This window comes from Paenibacillus amylolyticus (assembly GCF_001570725.1).
Lineage (GTDB): Bacteria > Bacillota > Bacilli > Paenibacillales > Paenibacillaceae > Paenibacillus > Paenibacillus amylolyticus_A.
In genome coordinates, this window is sequence record NZ_BCNV01000001.1 from 3,964,399 (window position 1) to 3,990,379 (window position 25,981).

Genomic DNA, 25,981 nt, shown 5'->3' on the forward strand with positions numbered 1-25,981 from the left:
AAATCGCGCCGGACGTCTCGCTTAAAAAGTAACAAAAATTCGCCTTAAGGTCAATAGAACAACCATGCAACATTCGAAGTGCTTCTTACTCGTCAACCCCAGCTCTTTCCACAATCTTGTCGATTATTGAAGGAGTTGTAACTGCCTCGCTCTGTTGGATGGCAACCGGCGCAGGTGTTTTGGTCTTGGTAAGGCCTTTAATCAGCTGTTCTACATCGATGCCGGATACGCTCTTGAGCATCTCTGGTGCCGTCGCCATTAACTCGGTAACATAGTTACTAACCCGCGTGGCACCTTCACCTTTACCTGTATCTACCACAGTCAGTTTATCAATGGATGCAATTGGCTCTGCAATTTTGCCAGCCAGTTCAGGCAACATTTTGACAATGATATCGAGTACAGCCGCTTCGCCAAACTTCTGGAACGCCTCGGCCAGTTTTTCCTTCGCTTCTGCTTCCGCAAGACCACGTAGACGAATAACCTCTGCATCCGCTGTACCTTTGGCAAGTTCCGCATCCGCCATAGCCTGACCTTCAAGTCGCTTCTGTTCAGCGGTTGCTTTGGCATGCGTTTCGATGGAGTACTGTACCGCATCGGCTTCACGCATTCTCTTGGCTTTATCCGCTTCAGCCGCCTGCTCCACCGCATAACGATCTGCTTCTGCCTTTTTCTTCACTTCAGCATCATATTGCTTCTCACGTACGACGATTTCTTTTTCTTGCAGATCGATCTCACGTTCTTTACGAACGAGTTCAACCTTCATTTCTTCTTCCACTACGGTCTGTCTCGCACGAGCTTCATGGATATGATACGCCTGATCGGCTTCCGCTTTCGCTGTATCCTGATCCCGCTTAAACGTGGCAACTTTCAGTTCCTTCTCTTTGGCTGCTTCGGCGATATTGGTATCCCGCAGCAACTCCGCTTTTTGACCCTGTTCTTCCGCATTGGCCTTCTGAATACGTGCATCACGCATCGCTTCCGCTTCAGCAATTTCGGCATCACGCTTCACCGCGGCAATTCTCGGTTTACCAAGAGCATCCAGGTAGCCCTGTTTGTCACGAACGTCCTTAATGGTAAATGAGACAATCTGCAATCCCATTTTCTTCAGATCTCTAGCTGCGACTCCTTGAACCTCTTGCGCAAATCGATCCCGGTTCCGATATACTTCTTCCACCGTCATCGTACCGAGGATGGCCCGCAAATGCCCCTCCAGTACCTCCTGTGCTTCGCTTCTCAGCGCTTCTACAGGTTTACCGATGAATTGCTCAGCTGCCGTAGCAACGTCCTCTACAGCGCCCCCAACCTTGATAATAGCGACACCGTCTGCAATAACTGGAACACCTTGTTCCGTGTACACTTCAGGTGTGGAGACATCCAGCTTGTGAGACAATAAGGAGATAAACTCGGATTGCTGGAACACTGGCAGGATAAAAGCACCGCCACCGCGAACAATTTTAATTTTCCGGCCAGAATCATCATCGGAAATATTTTTGCTTCCCAAGAATGATCCCGTAACGATCATCGCTTCATCCGGTCCAACCGTTTTGTATCTCGCCCAGAAAGCCAGACCTAAAATTAGAATGACTCCGACCACAACTATAGGAATCAATAAAACATCCCAATTCAAATTCAAATTATCCATTCCACATCTCTCCCCTTATTCATTCATGATGAGTGCTTAAAATACTTAGGTGATAAGAATACTTTATAAATCTTTAAGTACATTTTCATCCCATTCCGACACACGCAGTACACCGTCTACTACATCCACAACAACAACACGCGCTCCCGCCGCAATGGGGAGGTGTTCAAAGCTGGATGCTGTCTGAATCGTACTACCGGAAGCAAAACGAATCATCACTTCACCAAAACCTTTTTCCGGCACCGGAATGGTAATTTCCCCAATTTTTCCTGATAACTCTTTCATTGAAAATGCAATCGAGACATCGCTGTTACGCATCGGTTTGATATATGCGAAGAATACCAGCATGGCTGCAGCAATACCTATAAGCAGGGATAATATTAGAACCGACATCGCACTTAATGAACTATAACGTGTCAGCATAATGCCTGCCCCACCAAAGGTTGTAATGGAACCAGCTAACACAACGGGTTTGAAAAAATCAAGACCTGGCATTTCGAAGGCTCCGTCCAGCAAACCATCAATCAAGTCACCCAGCACAAGGCTGACAACCGCAAATATTGCTCCTCCGATTAGACACCCCCAATAAATCGTCTCCATCCCCTGTTCCTCCTCTCCTCTGCCGCAAATTCATCCTAACTGGGCATTCCACATGTAAATAAATACGTAACTAACCTCAAAATGTTTCAAAATCTTTCCTCAAATGTATTCTGGAGCCGATAATGGGTATTACATAAAAAAACCGCAAGCCCCCATGAAGGAGACTTGCGGCTATTAAACAACAGGATGTGTCTGTTCACTTGTCAGTGATAATTGAATTACAGAGAAGCCTTGTAGATGGATACAACATCTTCCCGTTGCAATTTCTTGAAGTTACCAAACGGGCCGAACAACATGGCTTTATCAGCCATAACGTCGATTTGGCTATCATCGATATCATAATCAGCCAAACGGTTAGGAGCACCAATGGATGTCCAGAATTTGCTGAGTGCATCAATGCCTTCTTCGGCAATCTGTCTGTCCGACTTACCTTCAGGACTCACTTCAAACACATTGATCGCGAGACGTTTGAATCGGTCCACATTGACATCCAGGTTATGTTTCATCCAGTGCGGGAACAGGATCGCCAGTCCGCCACCATGTGGGATATCATACACTGCGGATACCGCGTGTTCGATATTATGTGTTGCCCAGTCTCCTGCGAGACCCATATTCAGCACGCCATTCAGTGCCATTGTTCCGCAATACAAAATCGTTTCACGCAGTTCATAGTTCTCCAGATCTTCAACCAGACGTGGTGCTGCTTCCATTACAGTACGCAGAATCGTCTCACAGAAGCCGAGTTGAACCGGCGTGTTGGCATCCAGATGGAAGTAATGCTCCAATACGTGGGACATCATGTCAACCATACCGTATACTGTTTGGTCCAGCGGAACAGTGTATGTATTCACCGGATCCAGGATGGAGAATGCAGGGAATGAATATGCGCTGCCCCAGCCCAGTTTTTCTTGTGTATCCTGATTTGTAATAACCGAACCAGAGTTCATCTCCGAACCCGTTGCTGCCATCGTCAATACCGTACCAAGTGGAAGAGCGTCCTGTGCAACAGCCTTACGCTGAGCAAAATCCCACATGTCGCCATCATATTTAGCACCTACAGCAATAGCTTTGGAGCAGTCCAGTACACTACCGCCACCTACAGCGAGAATCAGGTCGATGTTATTGGTTTTGCAGAGGTCTACCCCTTTATGCACTGTAGAAAGACGCGGGTTCGGTTCAACGCCTGCCAGTTCAGTCACTTCTGCTCCAACTTCCTTAAGCAAACCGATCACTTGATCATACAGCCCACTGCGTTTGATACTGCCGCCACCATATACAAGCAGAACCCGTTTACCGTATTTCGGCACCTCTGTTTTCAATGCTTCCAGTTGTCCTTTACCGAAAATCAGTCGGGTTGGATTATAGAATTGGAAAGATCTCATATCTATTGTCGCCTCCAATGGAGTTTAGAATTTTAGTGCAACTCCAATTATAGTACCCCGTTTATAGAAAAACAAATCGATAGCCACTCACTTTATAACAACCCGTTAATCTCCAAATGGGCTCTAAACATCTCGCTTGTGGAAGGCAAATCCTCAGAGTCCACCCATGTTTCAGCCGACCATAATCCAGCTTGTTTGAATGCTCGCGGACAATGGATAAAGCATTCTTCCACATCGACTATGACAGCCGCACCAATCGTTTTACCGGTCCAACCCATACTGGCGATAAATTCTTCATCCTTCGTAATGGACGCTGTACCATTAATGCGCAGCACTTCATTCAGACCCGGAATCAAAAAGAGCATACCGATACCAGGGTTAGACAAGATGTTTAACAAGGAGTCTATTCGCCGATTGCCTGGGCGTTCGGGATAGACGAGCCGGTATGTATCATATACTTTTACGAATCCTGCTCCGTCGCCCCGTGGTGACACATCACTCTTTCCATCACGATCGGACGTGGAGAGGAAAAATAATGGTGACATGGATAGAAAGTGCTGAACATGTGAATCCACAAATGAGATTGCCTTGTTACGCACATGTTCATGCGGTTCACCCACCATGCTTTGCAGTTCTTCTGCGTCTGTAATCAACGGAATATCCAATGCCTGCTTTTCCAAATCATTGCCCCATTCCCTCAATTCATTGTGGTTCTCTAAGACTTCTCCCTATTATAACTGGCCCGGAAGTTCATTCCAATGCGCATAAATGACAAGAACGACTAGACGACAAGAACACCCGCTCATGATTGGGCGGGTGTTCATCGTTATACATGTCTATTCAGTGTATCCCATGCTGCTTACAAAACGACGGAAAGCCTGGCGTCCTGCTTCATCATATTTGTAGACACCTGCATGTTCCAGAATCTCGGCAAATTTCAAGCCCACTTCTTGCTGTACAATGGCAACGGCCTGTTCTTTGTCCAGGTTAGGACCGAAACGTCCAATCAATTCTTCCGCCCAGCCCAGATGCTTGTTCAACACATGATCAGAAGCTTTGGCTGCTTCAGCAAGTTTGGCATCGCCAGCGAGGATATCCGCGATACTGTCCAGCTCTTCTTTCAAACGACCTGGCAGGATTGCAAGCCCCATCACTTCGATCAGACCAATGTTTTCTTTCTTCAGATGGTGCATTTCACGGTGCGGATGGAAGATGCCTTCAGGATGCTCGTCATTCGTGCGATTGTTTCGCAATACGAGATCCATCTCATAGCCACCGTCTGCACTGCGACGAACGATTGGTGTTACTGTATTGTGTGGTACTTGTTCCCCGTCCACTTCACTGAATGCTTCGATATCCACAGTTGAATCACTGTAGACCTTCCACGCTTCATATACAGCGTTCCCCGCTTCAAGCAGCTCTGCAGGATCGTGTGAAGCCAGACGCATCACAGACATTGGCCATTTTACAAGACTAAGTGTAAGTCCGGGTGCATCCGCATGGCGGAAGACCGCTTCAGGCTGTGCATTTTGAATGGCGAACGTATGACGACCACCTTGGAAATGGTCATGTGTCAGAATCGATCCACCAACAATCGGCAGATCTGCGTTAGATCCGATAAAGTAATGCGGGTACTCTCCAACAAAGGCAAGCAGCCTGCGCAAGGTATCCTTTGTCAGTTTCATCGGCACATGATCATGATGGAAAATGATGCAGTGCTCGTTGTAGTACACATACGGCGAGTATTGGAACAACCAAGGCTCGCTGTTAAGCTCCAGCGGAATGACTCTCAGATTCTGGCGGGCCGGGTGATTCACCCGACCAGCGTAACCTACATTTTCACGACACAGCTGGCATTTTGGATATACCGGTGGCGGAAGCAATTTCGCCATGGCAATTTCTTTTGGACTTTTCTCCGGCTTCGACAGGTTGATGGTAATCTCCATGTCTCCATAGGCGGTGTCCTGTGTCCAGTAGACGTTCTTCGAGATCCGATCCATCCGAATGTAGTTGGAGTTAATCGACAAGTCATAGAATTGAGATGTGGCAGCTTCAATGCCTTCCGTCTGCTCCGTGTGGCGGAATGCGCGAACCACTTCGGATGGGCGTGCCATCAAATGACCCATGATTTTGGCATCCAGCAAATCACGGAACGTATCGCTATTTTCAGGAATAAGTCCAATCGTGAATCCATAATCAATCAACGTATCCAGCATCGCCTGTGGGCCATCGGGCACTGTCGTATCCAGTTCTCCGGCATAAGGCTCTGAGAATCCGAATTGTTCCAGCAAAAGGTTGCGGCTATAATCCCAATCCGCTTCCTCAATTAATTGTTTCTGCAAGGCAAATGCAACCAGACGTTCAATGGCATGCAGTGCTTCCTGCTGCTCCGGTGTCCGCTCTGTGGCACCTGCTGCAATATGAGTCTGTGACATAAGGTGTTCGCCTCCTAGTTTTTTCCGTAGCCGTCAGGACGTGATTGGTGCCAGCTCCAAGCGCTTTGAATGACATCTTCCAGATTGGTCCATTTCGGATTCCAGCCCAGGACGGATCTCGCTTTTGCAGATGAAGCTACCAGCACAGCCGGGTCACCTGCACGACGTGGTTCCTGTACAACCGGGATATCGAGGCCAGTTACTTTTTTAGCTGTTTCGATCACTTGTTTCACTGAGAATCCTGTACCGTTACCCAGGTTAAACACGTTACTGTTCTCACCTTTGCGAAGATAATCTACAGCTCGCAGATGCGCATCAGCCAAGTCGCTCACGTGGATATAGTCGCGGATACATGTTCCGTCTTCTGTAGCATAGTCGTCACCAAACACGGCGATGTGCGGACGTTGTTTCAAAGCCGTTTGCAGCACCAGTGGAATCAGGTGACTCTCTGGTTGGTGATCTTCACCAATTTTACCGCTGTCATGAGCACCGGCTGCATTGAAGTAACGCAGGGAAACGTATTTGATATCCTGAACTTTATCAAACCATGACATCATGCGTTCCATCATTAGCTTCGTTTCGCCATATACGTTGGTTGGCTCTGTACGATCACTTTCTTCGATTGGCACTTTCTCAGGCTCACCGTAGGTAGCTGCTGTAGAGGAGAAGACGATGCGGCGTACGTTCGCTGCATTCATCGCTTCCAAGAGACAGAGTGTACCAAACACGTTGTTGTCATAATATTTAGCCGGGTCTTTCATACTCTCGCCTACGAGTGAGTTGGCCGCAAAGTGAATAACTGCATCGATTGAATTTTCAGCGAACAGCTTCGCCAGAATTTCTTTGTCACGCAGATCCCCTTCATACAACTTACCGCCGAGCAACGCCTCACGATGCCCTGTCTGCAAGTTATCCAGTACAACAACCTCTTCCCCACGTTCCAACAATGCTGCTACCGTATGAGATCCAATATACCCTGCTCCACCTGTCACCAAAATTGCCATTTTACTTCGCCTCCTTCAATTCTTTAACACCGTCGCCTACGCCGCACACATAAAAATCACCTTTGAGACTGGTACGCGCTTCATATGCAGCGCCCACTTCGCTTACAAAACGCTCGACATCATCTTCATGCACAAGCGATACAGTACAACCGCCAAATCCTGCGCCAGTCATCCGAGCACCGAGCGTGCCAGGAATCCGCTGAGCTTCTTCGACCATAACGTCCAGCTCATCACAGCTTACTTCGTACAAGTCGCGAAGCGATTCATGAGAAGCGTTCATCAGCTTGCCGAAGGTTTCCAGATCATTACCCTGCAATGCTTCTACCGATGCGAGCACACGAGCGTTCTCTTCCACGACATGCTGTGCACGCTGTCTTACTTTCTCATCCTTGATCTGATCCTGTAGCGTTACGAACTGCTCTGGCGTCAATTGAGCCAGGTAATTCAGTGCAGGCAGCTGTTCCTTCAAGATGGCAAGTGCCTGCTCGCATTGGGAGCGACGCTCATTGTAAGCCGAATCCACCAGACCACGGCGTTTGTTCGTATTACCGATGACCAATTTGTAGGAACCTGTTCGGAAAGGAACCTTTTCATACTCCAGTGTGTCACACATCAGCAGGATCGCATGATCCTGAGCACCGTTTGCGACAGCAAACTGATCCATGATTCCGCAGTTCACGCCTACGAACTCATTCTCCGCTTTCTGGGAAAGAAGCGCCAGTTGAACCGTATCAATATCCGACACACCCTCCAGAGACTGCATCGCAAATCCGGTAAGTACCTCCAGAGATGCAGACGATGAAAGTCCTGCACCGTTCGGAATCTCCCCGTGGTACAGGAAGTCGTACCCTTTCGTTACATTCACGCCTTTGCCTTGCAGTTCAACCATGACACCCACAGGATAGTCGATCCATTCTCCGGTTTTCTCTTTACCGATGGTGGAAGTATCCAGTGCTCCTTCATAAGACATGTTCGTGGAAGCCAGTTGCAACTTGTTGTCCTGACGCTCACGAATAATCAATGTTGTTCCGAATTCAAGTGCTGCCGGGAGCACGTATCCACCGTTATAGTCAATGTGCTCACCGATCAGATTCACACGCCCAGGGGCATGAAATACACGGATGTCCGCTCCACTCTCTCCGTACTTCTCAATAAACTTTTGTTTCAATTCAGTTACGTTCACTGCTGGTGCACCTCGCCTCGTTGTTGTGGTTTTCTTAATGTTATTATATAAGAAAGCGATCCCTCTTGTAATGCAACCATGTGTGTTTCATATGGATAAATGTGACCTTAAGGCGTATAATGATCGGAGCATCCCGGAAAGAAGGAAACAACCATGGCAGACACATCCAACTCCAAGAAAGACCCTCTTGCATCTACTATCGAAAAAACACAGGAATCACCTTCCGGTAAAAGTGGAGCGCTCAGTTATTCCGTTGCCTCCAATCCCGTTTATTATGAACAAGGGGCACTTCATGTCCTCTTTGCCGGAGCAAGCCAGACCCTTCCGGGGCACGCCCTCGGACCTAAATTGTTTGATTATTATCTGCTGCACTATGTAGAAAAAGGAGCGGGTACGTTCCGTACCGAACTGCACACCTACGAGTTATCCGCAGGTGATTGCTTCCTTATTCATCCCGGGCAACTGGTGAGCTACCAGTCACATGCCCGCAACCCATGGCAATACCGCTGGATCGCCTTCACGGGCAGTCAGGCTGCCCAGCATGCCGAGGAGGCCGGATTCCGCCCGGAGAAGTCCGTTTTTCATGCCGGAATCTCCTATGGCATATCCGATTGGCTATCCGTGATGCAGGATGCTTTTGCCGAGCGTAAAGAAAGCTCCCATTTTACATCACTGGGTACGTTATATATGATTCTAGCCGAAGCGCAAAATCACCTTTCGCAGGGTCAAACCTTAATTCCAGGTGAATCCTCCATCCGACGTACGGTGAAACAGATGATTCAATACATGTCTACCCAATATGCCTATCCTGTCTCCATTGAACAAATGTCTGCGAGCCTCGGTTATAACCGTGCGTATCTATCCCGTATTTTCAAACAGGAAACCGGACTTTCGCCAGTCACCTATCTGCTAAAACTGCGGATCGACAAGTCGCGTCAACTCCTGAGGGAACGCCCGGATCTGTCCATCGAGCAGGTATCTGCATCGGTAGGACTACCTGACGCACTATACTTCTCCAAACAGTTCAAACGATTTCATGGTGAAGCGCCCAGCTTGTATCGAGAAAAAATACTGTCCCGCCCGCCACATCAGGGGTTACAGAAGAACGCTCAACACAATAAACGGTAAAACAACATAAACGGACGGAACCACATACGACAAAAAAAGGTGCATTCCGCCATTATGGCTAAGATGCACCTTTTGCACTTTATTTATTTGTCATCCGGCTCCGGAGATAGAATGGATTCAATCCGTTCCAATTCCTCTGTAGAGAAATCCAATTGGCTGAGTGCAGCCACATTCTCTTCGATCTGGGAAGGACGGCTTGCACCAATCAGCGCAGAAGTTACTCTGCCATTACGTAGCACCCAGGAGAGTGCAAATTGGGCCAAGCTCTGACCACGGGCTGCTGCAATCTGGTTCAGTGCACGCACTTTGCGTAGCGTCTCTGGAGAGATGTTATTCTCATTCAGGAATACCGACGGACCTTTGGCACGTGAATCTTCCGGGATACCATTCAAGTATTTGTTCGTGAGCACACCTTGTGCCAATGGACAGAACGCAATACTGCCTGTTCCGTATTCATCGAGCACGTCCTGCAAACCGTCTTCAATCCAGCGCTCCAGCAACGAGTATTTCGGTTGATGGATTAACAATGGCGTACCCAGACTTTTCAGAATTTCGGCGGCCTGTCTTGTCTGCTCTGCAGGATAGTTGGAGATTCCTACATAGAGGGCTTTGCCCGAGCGAACAATATGATCCAGTGCCATCATCGTTTCTTCCAAAGGCGTTTCGGGATCATACCGATGTGAATAGAAAATGTCCACATAATCCAGGCCCATACGCTTCAAGCTTTGATTCAGACTGGATACCAGATTTTTACGTGAACCCCACTCGCCATACGGCCCGGGCCACATATAATATCCCGCTTTGGTAGAGATCACAAGTTCATCACGATAAGGTTTCAGATCCTGAGCCAGTACCTGTCCAAACAGTTGCTCTGCCGAACCTGCTGGTGGGCCATAGTTGTTGGCAAGGTCAAAATGTGTAATGCCCAGATCAAATGAACGGGTAATCATATTACGGCCATTCTCGGCATTGTTAATACCGCCAAAATTATGCCACAGCCCCAGTGAAATCGCTGGCAATTTCAAACCTGAACGCCCAACGCGGTTATATTTCATCGTTTCATAGCGAGAATCGCTTGCTACGTAGACCATTATGAATCCCTTCTTTCCCCAGGTTCCGCCTCTTGTGTCCGGTCTATGCCGGAGAATGCGGTTATTCAGTCCATGCGTTTAACCAAGAAGCTGGTCCACATTATTCATTACCTCACCAATCGGCTCTGTAATCAGTAGATCAGCCCGGCGGTCGTAAGCGGTAGGTGTGGCGTTAAGAAGAACGGTATGTTTTCCTTGAAAATACGTAATTAACTGAGCCGCTGGATACACCGTCAGTGACGTGCCTCCCACGAGTAATAGATCTGCAGACGACAGTGCATCAATAGAACGATACAAGGTCGTCTGATCCAGCTCCTCTTCGTACAGCACCACATCCGGCTTGATCACACCACCACATGCGGTACAGCGAGGTACGGTATCTTGGGATTGTATAATTTCATTCAGCGTATAAAACTGTTTGCACTCCATGCAGGCGTTACGATGAACTGAGCCGTGAAGCTCAAAGACATTACTGCTGCCAGCCTTCTGATGCAGCCCATCAATATTTTGCGTGATGACTGCCTGAAGTTTCCCCTCCTGCTCCAGACGGGCTAATAGTCGATGGCACCCATTCGGTTCCGCATCTGGATGAAGCATTTTGCCACGATAAAAATCATAAAAAATATCGGCATGTTGATCAAAAAAGTGCCGGCTTAACAACTCTTCCGGTGGATAAGGCGAATGCTGCTCCGTCTGATATAGACCCGCAGCCGAGCGGAAGTCGGGAATCCCGCTTTCTGTTGAAGTCCCGGCCCCTCCGAAAAAAACAATACGGGAGCTTTCCTGAATCCAGGTAGCCAGTTGTTCTGTTGCGTTCATCCTCTCTCCTCCTTTTATATACAATATAAATTGAACTAAATAATATTTACACTGGCCACTCCGATGACAGAACAACCTTCCGATCGCTGTTATCCCCAGATTTTTTTGATTCCCTTATTAAAGGGGAAAATCCGGTGATAAAGGCGAACGCTCCGCTTCTTCAGGTCCTTTCTGTCCTCTCCGTTTTATGTAAATGATTGTTTGTTCAATTTATTAGTTCAATGCCAGAGTGACTTATACACTCACGTTTATCTCATTATAATGACGAATAATGGCATGTGCATCAACCAGGTGAGATCCTTGATCTAACTGCGGACAGTAACCGAGCGTATAAGATACTCCTGCATGTCGCCCCATCTGCATATCCCCATTGCTGTCTCCAATTACAACGGCCTCTCCAGGATGGATATGTAATTCACGACAGGCCAAGAATGCTGCTTCACCATCCGGTTTACCTTTGATCACCCGATCACAGCCCACAATGGATGTAAAAAAGGAACGGATCCCCATCCAATCCAGATGTGTTTCTGCTGCCGCTGTACTGTCTGAAGTGACGACCGCCAGTGGTATGTCTGCTGCCCTGCATTTCTGCAAGAAATCCAGCAATCCTGACATGGGTTCAGCCAGTTTTCTCTGCCTAACCTCTCGCATGGCTACACTTGAAAATTGGCGTATCGTTGTGATCGCTTCATTCCACGGCATGCCCGCCGCATATAGCTGCCCTGCAAGTAATCCCGTGCATTCATCAACAGTAGCAATGGCCAGCGGACCTTGCGGATCATATCCAACAATATGACCTTGTTCATTATGGATGGTACCAAGAACATGCTCCAATTCAACCGTAAAAGAAGCCCCAAGCTCATTCATACGTGTTTGTAACTGATTGAGCAGCGTCTCTGCCCACGGCCCCCATAGCTGGAGAAATTCCAGCAGTGTTCCATCTATATCGAACAGGATACCTTTACATGGAATTTGCGCTCCATGCACTTGAAGCATGGTCATCCGTATCACCTCCATCAAGTTATGCTATAAATGCATACAGCCCTTAATGCAGAATAATTAAAATCTACTTAATCGTACTTAACCAAGCCAGTACCGTCTTGACCGTCTGATTCAGCTGTTCTTCTCCACTCACTTCCGGCTCGCCATCCCCTTTTTGATGACCATAATCACCGAACTGGGCGTGGTTTCCACCTTCAATAGTGTAATATACCGTGTCCTCTGGAAGATACATCCGTCCACTCTGATACTTCGTGGCATTCACGACCTCATCTTTAGTACCCAGAATAGATAAAGCAGGGATTCCCAGTGCCTTTACGCTTCCTTTCTCATCCGGGTAGGAGGCCAAGAAGAAGATGCCCTGAAGTGCATCAGGATGCGCAGCTACATAACGTGCAGCCATGGACCCACCAAGAGAGTGTCCACCCATAACGAATTGTTCGCCCGGATATGCGGCCAGAATCTCATCTGCCAAGTTTGGCTTGAGCACTGCCAGGTTGACCGGCATTTTGGCAATAATCGTGTGATGACCGGCAGCAGCTAGCTCATGCGCAAGCGGTGCATAACTTTCCGGTTTCACCAGACCACCCGGGTAGAAAAGTACACTTTTCCCCCTCGGTTTATCTGGCACAAAATCAATCCAGTTCTCTTGTTCGCTCACCGTCACCTGATTGGCTGTTTCCATTGCGGTTTGAGCTGTTTCCTGTGGACCGTATGGTGTGAATAATTTCCACGCAACAAATCCACATCCAATGACAATGAGCGCCAGAAGTACGAGCAGGAATTTCCCGATGCCCCTCTTCTTGCGCCCTGTATTATACCGATTTCTCAACGTTCATCACCTTTCTTCACTTCCGCAGGTGCCGCGGCTCACAGAAGTGGGAGCCTTCGTTTATCAGGCTCCCCTTCTCCGAATTCCAAAAAAATATTATTCAGCCTTGGCCTTGCGGTAAGCATCCATATATTGTTCCGCTTTGCGACGTACATGACTCAGGTCACCCGTCTTCACCGCTTCCGATGTCAAGTCGGAGCCGATACCTACAGCCACCGCTCCACCCTTGATCCAATCGCCCAGATTAGACAAGGATACACCACCAGTTGGCATAAAATTCGCCTGCGGCATAGGGCCCTTCATCGTTTTGATAATGGAAGGATCATACAGATTGCCCGGGAACAACTTCACAATGTCCACCCCGAGCTCTAATGCGCGCTGAACATCAGCAATGGTCATTACACCAGGCAGAATCGGAATTCGATATAGGTTACAGATCTGCACGGTATCCGGGTTCAGTGAAGGTCCGACTACAAACTCGGCACCCGACATGATAGCCGCTCTCGCCGTCTGCGGTTCAAGCACCGTTCCCGCACCAATAATGGCAAATTTCTCTGGATCTTGTGTGTTCCAATGGTATACACGGCTTAATTTTTCAATGGCTTTGAGGGCACTAGGTACCGTCATCGTAATCTCGATAACTTTAATGCCACCCGCAATCGCTTGCTCGGCCATGGCAATGACTTGATCCGCAGAATCTGCACGCAGAACCGCCACAACACCATTATCCGTAATCTTTTGCAACAGCTGAAGCTTCTTCATTTCATTCTCTCCCTTGTCAATGTGGTGGTTGTGTATACAAGCCTTACATTTAAGAACGAAGATGAGACATATATGATTTCAGCAGCGACTAGCGCTCAACATGGGCAACATTGTTCAGCTTGGCCTCGACCTGCCCCCACGTCGGGAGCGCCTCCCAATCGCCAACAGCCTGTATAACCATGGAACCGGTCAAATTACCGAGACGGGTTGCTTCCTGCGGGGAGTATCCTTTTAATAATCCCGATAAAAATCCCGCGCAGAATCCATCTCCTGCTCCTACCGTATCCAGAACATGATCCGCCTTAAAGTACGGAACTTCCGTTAGGGTACCATTCGCCAATACGTAGGTCAAATCAGGGCCACCCTTCACGATGCACACGGCCTTCATGGCAGATAGACGCTCAAGTACTTTTTGATCATTTTCTTCGTTATATAGAAGTTTCATCTCGTCCAGACCCGGTAAAAAGTAGTCCGCAAGTTCAGCCAGACGCAGTATAACTGGACGGGCCTCATCCGCTGACCATAGTTTGAGACGCAGATTCGGATCAAAGCTTACTTTCACACCTGCCTCCTTGGCAATATGTATGGCTGCTTCTACCGTAGCAAGTCCGGATGGGCTTATCGCTGCGGTAATACCTGTAACATGCAATATCTTCGCCCCGGCAATATAATCGGGATCCAGATCATCAGGTGTGATCGCACTTGCAGCGGATAACTTCCTATAATAATGTACCGAGGCTTTCCCGGAAGCGTTCTCACGAATCATCAAACCTGTGGGCTCGAGATCACTTAACCGTACTCGGGAGACATCTACGCCTTCACCGCGAATGGCTTTCAGAATCATGCTGCCGATCGGATCATTGCCCAAACGTCCAAACCAACCGCTGGTATGACCCAGCCGCGATACGCCAATGGCCAGATTGCTCTCGGCACCCCCGAAAGACTTGTCCAGCGTGGCCGCATATTCCAGACCTCTTGTATCCTTCGCAGTCAGCAAACCCATACTTTCCCCAAATGTAATAATTTCCGGGCTTGGATAGGGACTCGTTGACATGATTTCTTCCCTCCTTATATTTACATTTCCTCATCTTCTGTTACTATTGTCATCCTCTATGCAACCGTTGTCAATCCCGGAGTGTTCATTTTTTGTCACAGCTTTGAGAAAAGATAACGCTTACTAATGTGAATTAAATCACAATAGACAATGCACTTCCATATTACCCTTATTACAGATGCAAATGACCTTGCAAAAAGGGTCTATAAGGGGGCTGCACCATGAAAAATCAGACACTGATCCGGGATGATCAGGAATCTTTCTTTTACAATCTGCGCTTTATGCTTATCGTCTGTGTCCTTGCAGGTAATGCACTTGAACCACTCATCACACGCTTTGCAGGAGCGGAAGCTCTGTTCCTGTGGATATATACGTTTCACATGCCACTCTTTGTATGGGTAACCGGGTATTTTGCGACACACTCACTCCAAGGTGCACCTGGGAGAAACGTCCTGAAGCAGATCGCTCTACAATATGTACTGTTCCAGTCCTTGTACGCATTAATGGACTTTACCGTGTTCCACACCCCCCATATGCGGCTATCCTTCTTTGCACCTTACTTGCTATTATGGTTTCTCGCGAGTCATTTCTGTTGGCGATTGTTGCTGCGTCTTACCATCTCGTGGAAACCGATATATCGGCTGATTGGATCAATTGCGCTCGGTGTAATTGCCGGGTATTTGCCCATCGACGGGTTCTGGCTCAGCTTCAGCCGTACGTTTGTATTCTTGCCGTTCTTTGTCATCGGTTATGACTATGGAGCATCCATCCGTTCTCGTTTATTATCCGGTTGGGGGCGAAAAACCGCAGCCATCCTCTCTGCTGCACTGTTGGTATGGATTGGGTATGGCGGTTTAAATATTTCATCAGGATGGTTACTCGGCAGCATGACGTACGCCGAACTGGGCCACCACGAATGGTATGCCGGAATCTTCCGACTGGGTGTCTACTTGCTGGAAATTGCATCGGCAGCGCTGTTCTTGGCATGGGTACCTTCCTTGACCTCCAGACTGACGGACCTTGGACGACGCACACTCTATGTTTTCCTATTGCATGGATTTCTCGTTCGTCTCGCGATCTGGTCCGGAGTCTACAGTTATATGGGAAGCTCGGCATATATTCCAGTCATACTTGTTATTGCCGTACTGTTCGCAGTCACACTGGCTCTACCGGCTGTACGTCACACGTTCAAACCCTTAATTGAACCGGATATATCACGCTTTTCTTTCAATCGACATGAGGTGTTTAAACGGTCGGCTTAATGCTCTGACGAATCTCTTGGCTATCAATTCTATCCTGGTGTTTGTTTCAGGCTGGAAATAAGGTGGTAAATTAGGGATACGCGCTACAAAAAACAACTTATCGTTGTAAGGAGTGATTTGTAATGGCACGTCAACCGACGTCAGATCGCAAGATGAGTCGTGAAGAAGCCGGCAGATTAGGTGGCAAAGCCACTTCCAAGAACCATGATCGAAGCTTCTATCAAATGATTGGAAAAAAAGGTGGAGAGGCGACTTCAGATGCCCATGACACTGACTTTTACAAGCAGATTGGCCGCAAGGGCGGCGAGGCAACTTCCGAAACCCATAATAAGGAATTCTATCGTGAGATTGGACGCAAAGGCGGAAGCAACTGATGAATCCCGCACGCCACATCGAAACATGATCATAGCTTTCCCGCAAATCAAGAAGTCTAATTCCATGAAAATGGTTTGAGGCTTCTTTCTATTGATTGTAGAAATATGACGACGGTTGTGATAGACTCAATAGAAAAACCGGGTGTTCACGGGTTTAAAGCAGCAAAGAATTTCACAAACTACGGGGAGCTCGACACCGGCATGCCGGTCCTTTTTTTTAGAGTACGGATGAAATTAAACGACAGATGCACTGCCATTTACTTTTCCATTCATGTTGCTCAATATTATATATTTGGGGGGAATACACCATGTCAGCCAAGAAGATGCGTTCCGATATGATCAAAAAAGGTTTTGACCGCGCACCACACCGGAGTTTGCTCCGCGCAGCGGGCGTTAAAGAAGAGGATTTCGGCAAGCCGTTTATTGCCGTATGTAACTCATACATCGATATCGTGCCCGGCCATGTCCACCTTCAGGAATTCGGTAAAATTGTAAAGGATGCTATTCGTGAAGCCGGTGGCGTTCCATTCGAATTCAACACCATCGGAGTAGATGATGGTATTGCCATGGGACACATTGGTATGCGTTACTCGCTGCCAAGCCGTGACATTATTGCGGATTCCGTGGAAACCGTTGTATCTGCACACTGGTTCGACGGCATGGTATGTATCCCGAACTGCGATAAAATTACACCCGGCATGATGATGGGTGCACTCCGCTGTAATATCCCTACCGTGTTTGTCAGCGGTGGACCGATGAAAGCCGGTCGTGACAGCAATGGTAAAGCTCTTTCCCTGACTTCCGTATTTGAAGGCGTGGGTGCTTACCAAGCAGGTAAAATCGATGATAAGAGCTTGCTCGAACTTGAACAGTTCGGCTGTCCGACATGTGGATCATGCTCCGGTATGTTTACTGCAAACTCCATGAACTGTCTGGCTGAAGCAATGGGACTGGCTATGCCAGGTAACGGAACCATCCTTGCCGTTGCTCCTGAGCGTCGTGAGTTTGTTAAACAATCCGCTAAACAATTGATGGAACTTATTAAAATGGATCTGAAACCACGTGATATCGTAACTGTAGAAGCGATCGATAACGCGTTTGCACTGGATATGGCGATGGGTGGTTCTACGAATACAGTACTGCACACACTGGCACTGGCTCATGAAGCAGGCATCGAGTATCCAATTGAACGCATCAATGAAGTAGCTAACCGCGTTCCGCATCTGGCGAAACTTGCACCTGCTTCCGATCTTCACATCGAAGACGTTCACAATGCAGGCGGCGTAAGCGCAGTGCTGAACGAATTGCTCAAGAAACCAGGCGCAATTCATGGAGACTGCATTACGGTAACAGGTAAAACAATCCGTGAGAACGTTGAAGGACAAGAAATTCAGGATACAAATGTCATCCACCATCTGGATAACCCGCATTCCGAAAAAGGCGGCCTGGCTGTATTGTTTGGTAACCTTGCACCACAAGGAGCGATCATCAAAGTTGGTGCGGTTGATGCTTCGGTTGGCGGATACCATAAAGGTCCTGCCATCTGCTTTGACTCCCAAGAGCAAGCGCTCGAAGGTATTGCTAACGGCAAAGTTAAAGAAGGTCATGTTGTCGTTATCCGTTATGAAGGACCAAAAGGCGGACCAGGTATGCCTGAGATGCTGGCTCCAACTTCCCAGATCGTAGGTATGGGTCTTGGTGCTAAAGTCGGTCTGATCACCGATGGACGCTTCTCTGGCGCATCCCGCGGAATCAGTATCGGACATATCTCTCCGGAAGCAGCTGAGGGTGGTCCAATCGCCTTTGTTGAAGAAGGGGACATCATCGAACTGGATCTGAACAACCGTATCATTGAATTGCACATCAGTGACGAAGAGTTTGAACGTCGTCGCGCAGGTTGGAAAGGCTTTGAACCGAAAGTAAAAACCGGTTACCTGGCTCGGTATTCCAAACTGGTTACGAATGCAAGCAATGGCGGCGTACTGAGTATCTAATGCATGAAATTCGTTATCTAACCTAACGGAAACAAGCTAATAAATAAAGGGTTGCTCTTCTGCCATATCTGGCGAAGGGCAACCCTTTTTCTTTCACGCTAATTAGGACGTGTCTCAAAACTCGCTGAAGTGCATCTTTTACCGCCTTTTCGCCCCCTGCTGCGTCAGTTTCCCTTGACGTGCCCCGGCACGTCAAGGGAAACTTCCTGGCTTGGAACGAAAATTCGGCAAAATCTGCCTCTTAGGAGTTTTCAGACACGCCCTAGTTCCGCTCTGGAAGTATCTCTTGCTCGATTACTAGCGACCCAACTCTAGTCTCATCTGCTGTTGCTGCCACCTGCGTTGTATGTTGACCATAACGTTCCAGCAGCAGATCCAGCGGCATGGCAATCATCTTGGGCACCAATTGTTCTGTGCGCTGTTTCAGACGTTTGGTTCCTGCCGGATGAATCACACTCAACAACAGCTTCAGGTACACTTTGGATGCAGCACTGAACGGTCCAGGGGGCAAATCTTGTATGGTAAAGCCGAACTTTTCCGGACCTCTATTAATCATACTCACACCGTATACGGCCTTGGCAGAGCGTAAATCAGGTTCGAGTGCTACCATGCGTGCCAAGTCCGGTAATTGCTGCTCCATGGTCCGAATCATGCGAATAGCCAAATGCATACTGGACCGTGAAGTCACCCCAAGCTCGAACAATTTCTGATTGTCAAAATGCAGTTCAATCACCGGATCTCCGTTTTGAATGACATGGCCGTCCTTCATCTCCACCCGCGCTCCGTGATATACACGGGATCTGAAGTGCAGCATTGGGTCCTCTGGCGAAGCCGTCCGCAGATGATATACCCAGTGGAACAGCTTTTCCCAGCCCAACCATAAGGCCACAACGATTCTTTTCCACAGCTTCAACGGTGCCTGTGATTGAGTCCTGCTCTGAGATTCGCTCACTGTCATACCTCCCATTAACGTATCTACGCGTACACTTTGCAGCCCAAGCCGTTCAGCTTCCTGCAAGACGACTTCCAGCGCCTGAAGCATCTGCTCCGGCGCGTGTGCATCAGCACCGAGAGTGGTTCCTCGATCATGCAGCAGCATGACCTCTCCACCTCTTAGTTCCTTCAGCATCCGTTCGGTCAATCTCTGGGCACCTACTCGGCTTCTCCAGTCTTCAAACATGGAAGACCACAGTACGATCTTGCGTTCTTTCTTGCTGAAAAAATCAAACAGATTCATAATCCCCCAAGGTGGACGATAATAACAAGTCTTCTCTCCGGTTACTTCATGAATAATCTGACCGGTTCGCTGGATCTGGTTACGAACGGTACGTGGCCGCATGAGCCAGTTCGTTTTGTGAATATAGTTATGAATACCAATAAGATGGCCTTCCTCATGTATGCGCTGAATGAGTTCTGGATGTCTCGCAGCATGTTCTCCAACGACAAAAAATGTTGCTTTGGCTTGATGCTGACGAAGCAGATCAAGCAGTCTCGGCGTATAGTGTGGATCTGGCCCATCGTCAAACGTTAGGGCAAATTGTGTATCACTTCTTCCCCGTCGGAATACACGAAAACCGAAAAGCCTGCTAATCAAACTCGGAATAAAGGCGTAAAAAGATGAAAGATACAATAACCACAGTAGAATACTCTGAAGTATCGTTGTCATGTTGCAAGCTCCCCACTTCTCCTGCTGAATTACGGTGCGCCATGGCACTATCTAAAATAAACCGCCTTTAATTTTATCATAGTTCAGACTTTTCTTGAATCCTGTTTTCCCAAAAAGATAGCTATCGTGTACAATAAATACAATCTAATTATTGCCATTAAAGGAGCCATGTCCATGCTACCGCTTTACAAAAAATACGGGCGAACCGTCTTTGACATCGCATTGCTCGTATTAACCGTGTATGTGATCATGTACGGTTTCAGTCAATTATACCAAGTGGCTGCACCCGTCTTTTTATCATTCATCGTGTATTGGATGATTGAACCGCTGGCCAAATTTTTACACCGCAAAGGATTGCCCAAGACGCTTGGAGCAGCCATCTCCGTCTTGTTGTTTCTTGCATTAATTGTCGCTGCCTTTTTTGGTGTAGGTTTAATTATCATTTCACAAATTTCCAATCTTCAAGATAATTTTCCCGTATACATTGAAATGATACAGCGTGAATTCACCAATCTGGTTCTATTTATGCAGGACAAGTCGGATGCTATACCTGATGGTATTATGGAAAAAGCGAACGAATATTTTGCAACACTGACCGGTTTCCTGTCCAAATGGGTAACGAGCGGAGCACAGTTCGTCGTCGGTTTCCTCAGTTCATTCTCTTCGTTTATTACGAACTTCGGCATTGCGATTATTCTGGCATTCTTTCTCAGTATCGAGATCGAATCCTGGCGCAAGTTCGCCCGTGCGAAAACGCCTAAAACCTTGAAATTAGCTATTGAATTCATGCGTAATCATGTGTTCAAGACGATCCGCTCGTATTTGAAGGCACAGATGATCATGATGCTTATTACGTTCGTATTGATTTATGCAGGTTTGTTGATTTTGGGAACCTCTAACGCTTTTACCATTGCAGCCATCTGTGCGGTCTTTGATCTGGTACCTTTGCTCGGTGTTCCTGTTGTATTCATTCCATGGATTGTCTACTTGTTTATTATAGGCAACAGCAGCCTGGCGATCGGCCTGATTGTCATTCTGGCAGTAACGATGCTGACACGACAATTGCTGGAACCGAAAATTTCGGGTAACTCGATTGGTGTGTCCTCGGCGTACTTGATGCTTTCGTTTATGCTGATTTCCCTTTCGATCTTCGGCCTTGCGGGTGTAGTGTTATCTCCAGTGCTCCTGATCCTTTTGAAAGAACTGTTACAACAAGGGTACCTGCAAAAGTGGATTCACCTGCCAAAAGATGAATTTGAGTCCTCTCCATTGGTGATGGACCCACCCGTTAACAAGGCCTCAGCAAAATCTGCCGAGTCTACGGGACAACGTCCCGTTCCTGGGAAGGATCACGAGGACTCAGCCAAATAGTCCATGACTTTCCCGAAGATAGCCGTCGCCTGATGACGGCTATCAGGAGAGACATTCTGGACAAGAACAGCTACAGCGTACTTGGGATGCTCTATCGGTCCATAACCAATGAACCATTGATGATTGAGCTTCTCCCCATTTTTTTGTACCTGAGCTGTACCTGATTTCCCTGCAACATGCCATCGTGCATGCTGCAGGGATTTTCCTGTTCCCTCACGGACGACCTTATTCATCCAAGATAGCAATTTATGCGCTGTTGCGGGAGCAATCTGTCCTGATGCTGAAGGTGAATCATGCAAGGGCATCTCCAGCATGGTGCCACCATCCGCATATCGGATGCGCTTAACGAGACGTGGGGCACTAACCTTTCCATCATGTAACAGTGTAACGATCAGATTAGCAGCTTGCAGCGGTGTGACCAAGACATCTCGCTGACCAATCGCTGTCTGGATTTTCGCCCCTTCATCGTCAGACGAAACTGCCTCTGTTCTCACACGCCCGTGATCTTCATGATCAAAGTGCCGTAAGACAGGCATCCCAGCCATCTGTTTCCCCTCCCAACCAACAGGACGTGCCAGTCCCAGACGATCTGCCGTCTGCTCAAGTTGTTCCATGCTAAGCCTGCGCGCCGTTTCCGCAAAAACGATGTTGCAAGACTCGGCAAACCCTTGCGCCAGATTCAGGTTCCCATGCCCATGCTCCTTCCAGCAGGATAACCCATACTTTCCGTACTCACCCCCACAATGGAATTCTTCTCCGTTAGAAACCGCATGGTACTCCAGCGCAGCCGCCGCAGTGACGATTTTGAAAATAGAGCCTGGAACGGCTCCCTGTACTGCTCGATTCCCCCAAGCCGATTGTTTGGGGTCCACGTGTTGTGGCTGATAGAAAGGACGTGATATCATGGCACGAACATCTGCGTTAGCGGCATCAAGCACAACAACGGCCCCCTCTTCTAATTCAGATTCTTCTGTCAGCTGCTCCAATCCACGCTGTAAGTCAGCATCCACCGTGGTTTCCACACGTAAAGGATAATGACTATTGGCTGGTGCGATGACGTGCGGCTGTATCTCGGGGATAATCTCTCCACCGCCCGAGACCATACGTGATACCAGCGTAGGACCTATGCCCATCAACAGAGGTTCAAGCGTTCTCTCCAGTCCAGCTGCGCCGGATTTCATGGAAAATGGCTGTTTTACTTCATCCTGATGCCCAGGTTGTCCTTTGGAAGATCCCGGCTGTTCAGCCAGATAACCCATCCACTGCATTCCCGTGTATCCCTGAAGATACCTAGTCATCATCGGATATATGCCAACTCCTTGCAGGTGCAGATTACGGAGACGCTCTATCTGAGCATCGGTCAAATGAACAGGCTGATGTGCACCTGCTGTCCAAAAATGAGGGGTACTCTCCTGATTCCATTCCTTCTTCAATTGATGCAGATCCGTATGTAATATCGCCGCCAACTGTGTCATCTCGGAGCCTTCCAACGCTCCATACTTGCGTAATTTCTCTGATAGATCTGCCTGTGGGAAAAGAACCAGGCCCCATTGCAGCTTCCCCGTTAAAGCTTCGCCTTTGTAATCCGTAAATTGTCCCCGCCCTGGATCAAGCATCACGCCGCGTTCACGCTGCAATACAGACATTTCTCGTACGGTTCGGTGAAACCCAGGCATGGTCTGATTGACCTGAACGATCTGAATCCATCCCAATCTCAATATAAGTAACCCAAAGACAATTGTTAGCAGAATACAAACTATATAGATCCGCCGTTTCGCAAGGAGATGCATCCCAATCTCACCTTTTGTCGTTTTGACATATTATTGCTGATAAGGCTTGGAATTATCCGGTAAACATAAAGAAAACCTGTCCCATGTGCGGGACAGGTTCTCCTCATTTCAACCTTGGCTTGTTACACCGTAAAGCGTGACAATGTTTCTTTCAGTTCAGTGGACACGTTCTCCAGTTTGCCAGACAGATTGACCAACTGGTTACTGATATTTTGCTGTTCACTGCTCAAGGAAGCTACTTCTTGAGACGTTGCAGAAGATTCTTCAGCTACGGCGCTGACATTACTCATCGCTTCAGACAATGTACTTTGAGATTTGTTCAAATCTCCAATAGAACCTGTCACCATGCCCAGACGTTCTACAAATGCACCCATCTGTTCCTGTACGGAAGCGAAGATGACGTTGGTATCTTTAACCGCATCCATCTGTTCCTTAAATAACGGATAGGCTGCAGACAAAGCATCCACTGTCTCATTCATTTCGGTCATGATTTTGTCTGTGATCTCTCCAACCATCTCAATGGATTGTCTGGATTGAGCCGCTAGCTGACGAACCTCATCCGCCACCACCATGAATCCGCGTCCGGCTGCACCGGCACGTGCTGCTTCAATGGTTGCATTCAGGGAAAGGATATTCGTCTGTTTTGTTATGTTTTGCAGCACTTCAAGCACTTTCAGAACAGAAGACGTACTCTCTTTCAGCGAATCAACCTTATTCACCAGTGCACCGATCATTTCTTCTGTCTTCTGGGTTTTGGTCATCAACTGATTCAGATGTTGTGAGCCGGTGTGACTGGATTTCTCTACATGACGAGCAGAATCGCCCATCTGTTCGTTGGCAGCGATCACGCTCTCCATCTGACGAGAGATATTATCCGTCAATTCATTGCCACGTTCCGCTTCCGTTGCCAGACTGCCTGCACCACCTGCAATTTCTTCTGTAGCTACGGCGATCTCAGAAGCAGACACAGCCGTTTTCTTGGATGCACTGCTTAGCTCGGATGCGGTATCCAGTACTTCCTGTGCAGAACGATTGGTTTGTTCAACCAGCTTCGTGATCTGCTCCATCATCAGATTAAATGCGGATGAGAGCTGGCCAATTTCATCTTTGGAGTTATATGGGGTACGAACTTTAAGATTACCTTTCGCACCTTCCTGCATCAGATCTTTCAATTTGCCAAGTGGACGAGCGATCATGCGTACCATCCATATCCCGATCAACACTGCAATACCCGCATCAATCAGCGCCATCCACAGTGTAAGAGTCAGAATACCTTTTGCATCCTGAACCAAAACAGAGGTAGGTATCATACCAACCAATTTCCAATTGGATGTCTCCATCGTGCTGTATACAGCCAGCATTTCAGTAGGTTTGTCATCCACCGTATACTCCGTATTCGTGCTACCTGCTGGTTCGGTCAAATCTTTAACAAATGCAAGCTCTGTATCTTGTCCCGTACGATCCGGGATGGAGGATGCAACCACTTTATTATCCGGAGCGATCAATTGCAGAACAGCTCCTGGTCCCAGATCAAGCGATTTCAATTGTTCTTCCAGAACCTCCAGTTTCAGTTCAATCACCAAAACATACGACTGGGTTGTTCCCTGCAGGTTCTTCATCGAACGTGCAATTTTAAACGTTGGGGTTGAGCCATCCTCCTTGACCTCTGTTGGAAGCCAGCGGTAACCGCCCGCCTCAATCAACTCACTGTACCATGCTTCCTGGCGAATGCTGCCCATGGATGAACTGTTGCTACCTGTACCCATAATGGATTTTGTATCGTCCGTAGGTACCAAATAAATCGCTTCCATAGATTTATTTGTAAATGCAACATTGGACAGTTGCTTGTTGATTGAACTTGAGTTTATGAATGTATCATACGCAGTCAGATTTTGATCTGACATTTTTTGTAGCAAGGACTGCATTTCCGGATCAAAGAAAATCTGTGTGGATGTATCCACAAATCTCTCCAAAATGATGTCCATTTTTTGTTTGGTTTGATCAATCGTCTCCTGATTGGCACGTGATGCATTCGTCTCTATGGTACCCTTGGCTTTCGAATAGGATAATAGACCCAAACTCACTACAAAAATCATAATCCCCGCAAAGAAGATCAAGAACAGTTTAACCCCTACGGATTTAACCGGATTCGCCTTCCTAATCTGTTTGAAAGAAGACCCCCCAAGATTTTTCCAATCCCGGTTTTTTAATTGTTTCTTCACCCAATCGGTCTTGATCCAGCCCAACTTGAGTTTACTACGATCAATCTTGAACAATCTTTTGCCACTACCTGTCGTTTTGCTTTTGACTACTTTTTCTTTCTTCACTTTCTGAACCTTCTCAGGCTTAACCTGCTCGGCTTTTGTCACTTGTTCCCCACTGTCTTTCTGCTTCTTTTGAACCAATCCCATTCACCTGCCAGTAATTTACTTGTTGGATTTTTCTTTCTCTCCCCTATAAATATGTAGTATTCGACAGCTTTCTTCTTTCCCCTTTCACATCCCAGAAATATTTTACAACTTTATTCCTATTTTTCTATAAAAAAAAGACCCCCATATGCCGATAAACGGAGGTCCCAAATGTAAATTTCATA

The 25,981-nt window shown here is 47.6% G+C and carries 20 protein-coding genes and 1 pseudogene; 5 read left to right on the forward strand and 16 right to left on the reverse strand.

What is annotated here, in order from left to right; translation table 11 throughout:
• Positions 1-85 precede the first annotated feature (85 nt).
• From PAHA3_RS17535 to PAHA3_RS17565, 7 genes are all read right to left on the reverse strand, one after another.
• On the reverse strand, positions 86-1,642 hold the full coding sequence (locus tag PAHA3_RS17535) for a flotillin family protein (RefSeq protein ID WP_062835851.1): 1,557 nt from the start codon (positions 1,640-1,642) through the stop codon (positions 86-88).
• Positions 1,643-1,705: 63 nt separating this feature from the next.
• The gene (locus PAHA3_RS17540) at positions 1,706-2,242 is read right to left on the reverse strand and encodes a protease (RefSeq protein WP_062835852.1); all 537 of its coding nucleotides are present in this window, start codon (positions 2,240-2,242) and stop codon (positions 1,706-1,708) included.
• A gap of 218 nt (positions 2,243-2,460) precedes the next feature.
• Entirely contained in the window at positions 2,461-3,624 is a 1,164-nt protein-coding gene (locus PAHA3_RS17545) for an iron-containing alcohol dehydrogenase (RefSeq protein ID WP_062835853.1), read from the reverse strand.
• A gap of 92 nt (positions 3,625-3,716) precedes the next feature.
• Positions 3,717-4,304 (reverse strand): MSMEG_1061 family FMN-dependent PPOX-type flavoprotein, encoded by a 588-nt coding sequence (locus PAHA3_RS17550; protein ID WP_235599459.1) that lies wholly within the window; start codon positions 4,302-4,304, stop codon positions 3,717-3,719.
• Positions 4,305-4,460: 156 nt separating this feature from the next.
• Positions 4,461-6,059: a UDP-glucose--hexose-1-phosphate uridylyltransferase gene (locus PAHA3_RS17555; RefSeq protein ID WP_062835854.1), complete on the reverse strand. Its 1,599-nt coding sequence runs from the start codon at positions 6,057-6,059 to the stop codon at positions 4,461-4,463.
• A 14-nt stretch (positions 6,060-6,073) separates the two neighbouring features.
• Positions 6,074-7,063 (reverse strand): UDP-glucose 4-epimerase GalE, encoded by a 990-nt coding sequence (gene galE / locus PAHA3_RS17560; RefSeq protein ID WP_062835855.1) that lies wholly within the window; start codon positions 7,061-7,063, stop codon positions 6,074-6,076.
• 1 nt (position 7,064) lies between these two features.
• Positions 7,065-8,246, reverse strand: a complete 1,182-nt coding sequence (locus PAHA3_RS17565; RefSeq protein ID WP_062835856.1) for a galactokinase — start codon at positions 8,244-8,246, stop codon at positions 7,065-7,067.
• Between the two features lie 153 nt (positions 8,247-8,399).
• Here PAHA3_RS17565 and PAHA3_RS17570 point away from each other — a divergent pair, with 153 nt between their 5' ends.
• A complete protein-coding gene (locus PAHA3_RS17570) occupies positions 8,400-9,374 on the forward strand; it encodes an AraC family transcriptional regulator (protein ID WP_235599460.1) in 975 nt (324 codons plus the stop codon).
• An 83-nt stretch (positions 9,375-9,457) separates the two neighbouring features.
• On the opposite strand, the gene mgrA is transcribed toward PAHA3_RS17570, so the two are convergent.
• From mgrA to PAHA3_RS17600, 6 genes are all read right to left on the reverse strand, one after another.
• Positions 9,458-10,465, reverse strand: coding sequence for an L-glyceraldehyde 3-phosphate reductase (mgrA, locus tag PAHA3_RS17575; RefSeq protein ID WP_062835857.1), 1,008 nt, complete (start codon positions 10,463-10,465; stop codon positions 9,458-9,460).
• A 78-nt stretch (positions 10,466-10,543) separates the two neighbouring features.
• Positions 10,544-11,284 (reverse strand): NAD-dependent protein deacylase, encoded by a 741-nt coding sequence (locus tag PAHA3_RS17580; RefSeq protein WP_062835858.1) that lies wholly within the window; start codon positions 11,282-11,284, stop codon positions 10,544-10,546.
• Positions 11,285-11,518: 234 nt separating this feature from the next.
• Positions 11,519-12,286, reverse strand: coding sequence for an HAD family hydrolase (locus tag PAHA3_RS17585; RefSeq protein WP_062835859.1), 768 nt, complete (start codon positions 12,284-12,286; stop codon positions 11,519-11,521).
• A 64-nt stretch (positions 12,287-12,350) separates the two neighbouring features.
• Positions 12,351-13,115 (reverse strand): alpha/beta fold hydrolase, encoded by a 765-nt coding sequence (locus tag PAHA3_RS17590; RefSeq protein ID WP_062835860.1) that lies wholly within the window; start codon positions 13,113-13,115, stop codon positions 12,351-12,353.
• Between the two features lie 96 nt (positions 13,116-13,211).
• On the reverse strand, positions 13,212-13,877 hold the full coding sequence (locus tag PAHA3_RS17595; RefSeq protein WP_017686833.1) for a bifunctional 2-keto-4-hydroxyglutarate aldolase/2-keto-3-deoxy-6-phosphogluconate aldolase: 666 nt from the start codon (positions 13,875-13,877) through the stop codon (positions 13,212-13,214).
• Positions 13,878-13,965: 88 nt separating this feature from the next.
• On the reverse strand, positions 13,966-14,931 hold the full coding sequence (locus PAHA3_RS17600; RefSeq protein WP_062835861.1) for a sugar kinase: 966 nt from the start codon (positions 14,929-14,931) through the stop codon (positions 13,966-13,968).
• Positions 14,932-15,152: 221 nt separating this feature from the next.
• Here PAHA3_RS17600 and PAHA3_RS17605 point away from each other — a divergent pair, with 221 nt between their 5' ends.
• The 3 genes and pseudogenes from PAHA3_RS17605 (at position 15,153) to ilvD (ending at position 18,561) form a co-directional block, all read left to right on the forward strand.
• Positions 15,153-16,193: an acyltransferase family protein gene (locus PAHA3_RS17605; protein WP_062835862.1), complete on the forward strand. Its 1,041-nt coding sequence runs from the start codon at positions 15,153-15,155 to the stop codon at positions 16,191-16,193.
• Between the two features lie 122 nt (positions 16,194-16,315).
• Positions 16,316-16,558 (forward strand): annotated as a pseudogene (locus PAHA3_RS17610) (KGG domain-containing protein); the annotation flags it as partial.
• Positions 16,559-16,875: 317 nt separating this feature from the next.
• Complete coding sequence (ilvD, locus tag PAHA3_RS17615; RefSeq protein ID WP_024633084.1) at positions 16,876-18,561, forward strand: dihydroxy-acid dehydratase; 1,686 nt, start codon at positions 16,876-16,878, stop codon at positions 18,559-18,561.
• Between the two features lie 262 nt (positions 18,562-18,823).
• Here the strand turns inward: ilvD and PAHA3_RS17620 are convergent, their stop codons facing one another.
• On the reverse strand, positions 18,824-20,227 hold the full coding sequence (locus PAHA3_RS17620; protein ID WP_062835864.1) for a polysaccharide deacetylase family protein: 1,404 nt from the start codon (positions 20,225-20,227) through the stop codon (positions 18,824-18,826).
• Positions 20,228-20,401: 174 nt separating this feature from the next.
• On the opposite strand from PAHA3_RS17620, the gene PAHA3_RS17625 reads away from it, so the two are divergent.
• Positions 20,402-21,598 carry an AI-2E family transporter gene (locus PAHA3_RS17625; RefSeq protein WP_062835865.1) on the forward strand — a complete coding sequence of 399 codons (1,197 nt, stop codon included), beginning with the start codon at positions 20,402-20,404 and terminating at the stop codon, positions 21,596-21,598.
• On the opposite strand, the gene PAHA3_RS17630 is transcribed toward PAHA3_RS17625, so the two are convergent.
• Complete coding sequence (locus PAHA3_RS17630) at positions 21,577-23,316, reverse strand: peptidoglycan D,D-transpeptidase FtsI family protein (RefSeq protein WP_371327921.1); 1,740 nt, start codon at positions 23,314-23,316, stop codon at positions 21,577-21,579. The genes PAHA3_RS17625 and PAHA3_RS17630 overlap by 22 nt on opposite strands.
• A 194-nt stretch (positions 23,317-23,510) precedes the next feature.
• Positions 23,511-25,799 carry a methyl-accepting chemotaxis protein gene (locus tag PAHA3_RS17635; protein ID WP_062835867.1) on the reverse strand — a complete coding sequence of 763 codons (2,289 nt, stop codon included), beginning with the start codon at positions 25,797-25,799 and terminating at the stop codon, positions 23,511-23,513.
• Between the last annotated feature and the right edge of the window lie 182 nt (positions 25,800-25,981).

Excerpts from the sequence above, each read along its gene's own strand:
- PAHA3_RS17535 (WP_062835851.1), bottom strand. The coding sequence starts at position 1,642 with ATGGATAATTTGAATTTGAATTGGGATGTTTTATTGATTCCTATAGTT.
- PAHA3_RS17540 (WP_062835852.1), bottom strand. The coding sequence starts at position 2,242 with ATGGAGACGATTTATTGGGGGTGTCTAATCGGAGGAGCAATATTTGCG.
- PAHA3_RS17545 (WP_062835853.1), bottom strand. The coding sequence starts at position 3,624 with ATGAGATCTTTCCAATTCTATAATCCAACCCGACTGATTTTCGGTAAA.
- PAHA3_RS17555 (WP_062835854.1), bottom strand. The coding sequence starts at position 6,059 with ATGTCACAGACTCATATTGCAGCAGGTGCCACAGAGCGGACACCGGAG.
- galE (WP_062835855.1), bottom strand. The coding sequence starts at position 7,063 with ATGGCAATTTTGGTGACAGGTGGAGCAGGGTATATTGGATCTCATACG.
- PAHA3_RS17570 (WP_235599460.1), top strand. The coding sequence starts at position 8,400 with ATGGCAGACACATCCAACTCCAAGAAAGACCCTCTTGCATCTACTATC.
- mgrA (WP_062835857.1), bottom strand. The coding sequence starts at position 10,465 with ATGGTCTACGTAGCAAGCGATTCTCGCTATGAAACGATGAAATATAAC.
- PAHA3_RS17580 (WP_062835858.1), bottom strand. The coding sequence starts at position 11,284 with ATGAACGCAACAGAACAACTGGCTACCTGGATTCAGGAAAGCTCCCGT.
- PAHA3_RS17585 (WP_062835859.1), bottom strand. The coding sequence starts at position 12,286 with ATGACCATGCTTCAAGTGCATGGAGCGCAAATTCCATGTAAAGGTATC.
- PAHA3_RS17595 (WP_017686833.1), bottom strand. The coding sequence starts at position 13,877 with ATGAAGAAGCTTCAGCTGTTGCAAAAGATTACGGATAATGGTGTTGTG.
- PAHA3_RS17600 (WP_062835861.1), bottom strand. The coding sequence starts at position 14,931 with ATGTCAACGAGTCCCTATCCAAGCCCGGAAATTATTACATTTGGGGAA.
- PAHA3_RS17605 (WP_062835862.1), top strand. The coding sequence starts at position 15,153 with ATGAAAAATCAGACACTGATCCGGGATGATCAGGAATCTTTCTTTTAC.
- ilvD (WP_024633084.1), top strand. The coding sequence starts at position 16,876 with ATGTCAGCCAAGAAGATGCGTTCCGATATGATCAAAAAAGGTTTTGAC.
- PAHA3_RS17620 (WP_062835864.1), bottom strand. The coding sequence starts at position 20,227 with ATGACAACGATACTTCAGAGTATTCTACTGTGGTTATTGTATCTTTCA.
- PAHA3_RS17625 (WP_062835865.1), top strand. The coding sequence starts at position 20,402 with ATGCTACCGCTTTACAAAAAATACGGGCGAACCGTCTTTGACATCGCA.
- PAHA3_RS17635 (WP_062835867.1), bottom strand. The coding sequence starts at position 25,799 with ATGGGATTGGTTCAAAAGAAGCAGAAAGACAGTGGGGAACAAGTGACA.